Annotated in this window: 3 protein-coding genes; 1 reads left to right on the top strand and 2 read right to left on the bottom strand. The window is 74.9% G+C overall.

Annotation, left to right across the window (positions count from 1 at the left end; genetic code table 11):
* Positions 1-4: 4 nt before the first annotated feature.
* Positions 5-967, bottom strand: a complete 963-nt coding sequence (locus tag FGF04_RS38500) for a sugar phosphate isomerase/epimerase family protein (RefSeq protein WP_149516040.1) — start codon at positions 965-967, stop codon at positions 5-7.
* A complete protein-coding gene (locus FGF04_RS40485) occupies positions 957-2009 on the bottom strand; it encodes a Gfo/Idh/MocA family oxidoreductase (protein ID WP_188114411.1) in 1053 nt (350 codons plus the stop codon). Before FGF04_RS40485 ends, FGF04_RS38500 begins: the two co-directional genes overlap by 11 nt.
* A 346-nt stretch (positions 2010-2355) precedes the next feature.
* Between FGF04_RS40485 and FGF04_RS38490 the strand changes: the two genes are divergently transcribed.
* On the top strand, positions 2356-3536 hold a 1181-nt coding region (locus FGF04_RS38490; protein ID WP_149516039.1), incomplete at its 3' end, for a DegT/DnrJ/EryC1/StrS family aminotransferase.

The following is a 3536-nucleotide window of genomic DNA, read 5'->3' as shown; positions in this document are numbered from 1 at the left end:
CCCCTCATCCGGCGGCCCCGGCGATGCCGGTGGCCCCGGAGCCGGCGGACCCCCTGGGGCGCCCCGTGTCCGTCCGGGTCGCCTCGTCCAGCAGGACCCGTAGGCGGCGGCCGGCGCGTACGAACAGGTCCGGGGCGGCGCCGGTGGCCCGCAGGCCGTCGTGCGGCCGCGTGGCCAGGTGCGGTTCCAGGCTGAACGCGCCCGTGTACCCGGACTCCAGCAGCGTCCGCAGGCAGTCGGCCACCCGCGCCTGCCCGTCCCCGGGCAGGGTGTACGCCACGCCGTCACAGGTGCCCGTCCCGTCCTTGACGTGCACGTGCGCCACGTACGGCAGGATCCGGTCCAGCACCTGCCGGGCGTCGTAGCCGTACGCCAGGCCGTTGCCGGTGTCGAACAGCAGCCGCAGGGCCGGGGAGCCGATCTCGCGCACCAGGCGCAGCATCCGCGCGGGATCGGCGCCGGCCCAGCCCGCGCAGTTCTCGTGCAGCAGGACGAGGCCGGCGCGCTCGGCGCGCTCGGTGAGGCGGGCGACGCGGTCCACGGCCCGGGCGGCCCACTCGGCCGCCGGAAGCCCGTCGTCGGGGTACGACATGATCCGTACGCGGCGGCAGTCGAGCAGGTCGCAGTGGCCGGTGAGGGCGTCCAGTTCGGCCAGGTCGTCCGCGAAGGGCGCGGTGATCGGGCGGGCCCAGTTGCCGATGCGGGAGGCCAGGCCCACGGTCCGCAGCCCGGCCCCGCGCAACCGGTCCGCGATCTCCCGTACCCGTGCCGGAGGCAGGTCCGCGAGGGCGGTGCCGTCGACGGTGCGCAGTTCCAGGGCGGACCAGCCCAGCCGGTGCAGGGCGTCGATCTGCCCGGCCAGGCCGGCGGCGGCCTCGTCGCCGATCCCGGCCAGCCGGTGGACGGGGAAGGGCGTGGGTGCGGGTGCGGGGGTGCCGGTGCGCGGTCCGGCGGGGTCAGCTGCCATGGGCGTCCTCGTGCGGTGTCGGGTCGGGGGCACGGGCCCGGTCGGCGGCCCGGCAGTGGTCCTTGGCGTCGCTCAGCAGGCGCACCACCGCGCAGTGCGGTTCGAGGTCGGCCCGGGGTCCGTCCGCGAAGCCGCGGTAGGCGCGCCGCACGAAGGCGGTCAGCGCGTCGTCCCGGAAGACCTGGTGGCCGGGCCGGGCGCCGGAGATCACCAGTTGGGCGTGGTCGTCGTGCTCGCTGAGCGGGTAGTGGCCGGTGGCGGAGCCGTGTTCGAAGTGCAGGGTGATGCTGCGCTGCCGGACCGGCGAGTCCAGGTCGGAGGCGATCCGGCTGCGGACGCCCGAGCGGTGCAGCAGGGTCAGGCCCGCGCCGCCCAGATGCGCGGGCGCGGGCCCCTCGCACCGCAGGTCGCGCCAGTGGGCGCCGGTCAGCTCGGCGGGTCCGGCCAGGTCCAGGAGCACGCCCAGCGCGTGCGGGACCTCCACGTCGAAGGCCGTCGGATGTCCCGTGTCGGTCAGCGACCGCAGGAAGCGGGGCTTGTGCTGGAGCGCCGTGATCCCCGTCAGGCGGCCCAGCTCCCCCTCGCGGACCAGGGCGCGCAGCCGGGCGGTCAGCTCCGCCTCCAGCCAGTGGGCGACCACGCGCACGTCCAGGCGGTGCAGGCGCCGCAGCCGGACGATCCGCGCCAGCTCCGCGCGTCCCGACGCCAGCGGTTTCTCCACCAGCAGTCTGGTGAAGCCGCGTTCGGCGAGCTCGGCGAGGACCGCCGCGCGCTGCGCCGGCGGGGTGCACACGTGCACCACCGTGGACTCCGGGCACACCAGGCGGGCCGCCTCCGCCAGGGAGCGCGTGACCCGCACCCCGGTCAGGCCCCGGCCCGCCTCCGGCCGCGGATCACAGGCCACCGGCGCGGCGAACGGGTGCGTGGCGTACGGCCGAACGGCGCCGGGCGGCCCGTCCGGCGGAGCGGCGAGCCGGGCGAGCACGGGCAGGTGCAATCCCCTTCCCGAGCGGCCCAGTCCGACCACCAGAGGCTGCAGCACCGTCCCTCCCCCTTGTCCGAGACGCAGGACCGGCACGCTGGAATGCACCCGGTGAGCGACTGTAGGGGCGGCGGCGGAAGTCGAGTCAAGAGCGGAAAAACAAGGACGACCGCAAAGGGTGAAGAGCGTAACCGTAACGAGTGAAAAAACGCCGGTCCTCCTGGCGCTTCTTTTCAATGTGCCGGGATCTTTGTGATAGAGGAAATTCGCCGACGCATTCGAGGTGAGGGCATTGCCCTGCGACGAAAGTCGAGAATTCCACGGAAAAACCGCCGGCCTCCATGACCCGGCCGGGGAATCCGGTGCGACGGACGTCCGGGACCGGCCGCAGGAGCGGGACGCTCCCGTGCCGTTCTTCTCGCAGGCCGCCACCTTCGAGCGGCTGTGGCCGCTCGTCGAGGCCCGGGTCCACCAGGTCTTCGACCGCGGGAAGTTCTCGCACGGCGCTCAAGTGGACGAGCTCCAGCGTAAGTTGGCGTCCTACACCGGAGCGCGTCATGTGGTGGGGGTCAACAGCGGGACGGACGCGCTGGTACTGCTGCTGCGCGCCTGCGGACTGCGTCCGGGGGACGGGGTGCTGGTGCCCGCGTACTCCTTCATCGCCACGGCCGGCAGCGTCGTACTGGCGGGCGGGCGGCCGGAGTTCGTCGACATCGACCCCGTCACCCACGCCATGGACCCGGCCGCGCTCGCGGCGGCCGTCACCCCGGCCAGCCGCTTCGTCATGCCGGCCCACCTGTTCGACACGATGGCCGACATGGGCGCCCTGGCCTCCGTCGCCGCCCGCCACGGACTGACCCTCGTCGAGGACAGCGCGGAGGCGATCGGCATGCGCCGGGACGGGCGGCATGCCGGACTGCACGGCAGGGGCGGGGTGCTGTCCTTCTTCCCCAGCAAGACCCTGGGCGCGCTGGGGGACGCCGGCGCCGTCCTCACCGACGACCCGCTGGTGGCGCAGCGGGTGGCCGCCCTGCGCCACCACGGCCGCCCCGGCCGGACCCTGGACGACTTCCCCGCCATCTCCACCGCCAGCGTGCTGCCCGGGGTGAACAGCAAGATGGACGACCTCCAGGCCGCCCTCCTGCTGGCCCGGCTGACCTGCCTGGACCGGGACATCGCGCTCCGCGCCGCCCTCGGCGAGGCGTACCGGCGGCGACTGACCGGCCTCCCCGGTGTCGTCCGGCTGCCCCGGCCGCCCACGGCCGCCCCGGGGTGCGCCGACGTGCTGTACGTGTTCCTGATCGAGGTGGAGCGGCGCGACGCCCTCGCGGAGCACCTGGCACGGCGCGGAATCGGCACCGAGGTGTACTACCCCGTCCCGCTCCCCCACCAGCCCGCCTTCGCCCGGCTCGGCCACCGCCCCGGGGACTTCCCGCATGCGGAGGCGGCCGCCGCACGCGCGCTGGCCCTGCCGCTGTACCCCGACCTGACGATCCGCCAGGTCGACCGGGTCTGCGCGGAGATCCGCGCCTTCTGCACCTCGGCCTCCCACGGCCGCGGCACCGGCAGCAGCACCGGCACCGGCAC

The organism is Streptomyces apricus, from assembly GCF_008369065.1.
GTDB lineage: Bacteria > Actinomycetota > Actinomycetes > Streptomycetales > Streptomycetaceae > Streptomyces > Streptomyces apricus.
Note: the sequence above shows the minus strand (reverse complement) of the source record. Positions and strands in the feature narration are given on the sequence as shown.